This window comes from Treponema sp. R80B11-R83G3 (genome assembly GCF_054786115.1).
This window is the reverse complement of the sequence record NZ_BDHF01000322.1, coordinates 1-837: the sequence shown is the minus strand read 5'-3', so window position 1 is coordinate 837 and position 837 is coordinate 1. Positions and strand designations below refer to the sequence as shown.

Genomic DNA, 837 nt, shown 5'->3' with positions numbered 1-837 from the left:
TTAAACAAAAATATAAAAACACGACCATTAACGGCTATTACGGAACTTTCAAAACTATGATGATTGAGGCTGTGGAACGTGGGATAATTCCTGTTGACCCTACCGCCAAAGTTGAACGGCTTATAAACGACCGAGCCGAAATTAAAATTATCACTCCGATTGAATTCAAAAAATTATTTGTGGGCGATTGGCGCAAGGTGTGGGAAAACAGCCATATTACCTGTACCGTGAACAAAGTGGCGGCGTTGTCTGGAATGAGGGTGTCGGAAATTTTAGGGCTTAAAGGGAGTTGTCTGTTCGATGATCATATCTACGTCTGTATGCAACACGACAATTACGGCTACAGGCTGACTAAAACAAAGGACAAACATAATATACCGCTTCCTGCTTCTTTGATTGCGGATTTGAAACTTTTGAAAGAAAAAAGCGGAGACGGATATTTATTCTCTACGGACGGCGGCGGCAGCCCTATTTGCCGTAAAACGGTTTTAATGTATTTGCGCAAGGCGTTGGTAAACATCGGTATTAGCAGCGCGGAAATAAAAGAGCGGAATTTGCATATACACGCTTGGCGGCATTTTTTTAATACGGAAATGCTAAAGGGCGGCATGACAACGGAACAGGCGCAGGCGATAACCACGCACAAGAGCGAAAGAATGACGGAGCGTTACACGCATTTTGACCCTCTTGAATTTGTGAAGGCGAAGGAGATACAGGAGGCGTTGTTACAGCCTGTTCAGGATAAAACACAGACAACGGAAAGAACGGAAATGCCGCCTAATGTGTTTTCTTTTCCCGTACAGGGCATACCGCAAGAGGAACGGAAACAAGCCTAAT

The 837-nt window shown here is 44.1% G+C and carries 1 protein-coding gene; it reads left to right on the top strand.

The window, feature by feature from the left end; genetic code table 11:
• On the top strand, positions 1-836 hold an 836-nt coding region (locus tag ACYVRH_RS13615), incomplete at its 5' end, for a tyrosine-type recombinase/integrase (protein WP_461257430.1).
• Position 837 lies beyond the last annotated feature (1 nt).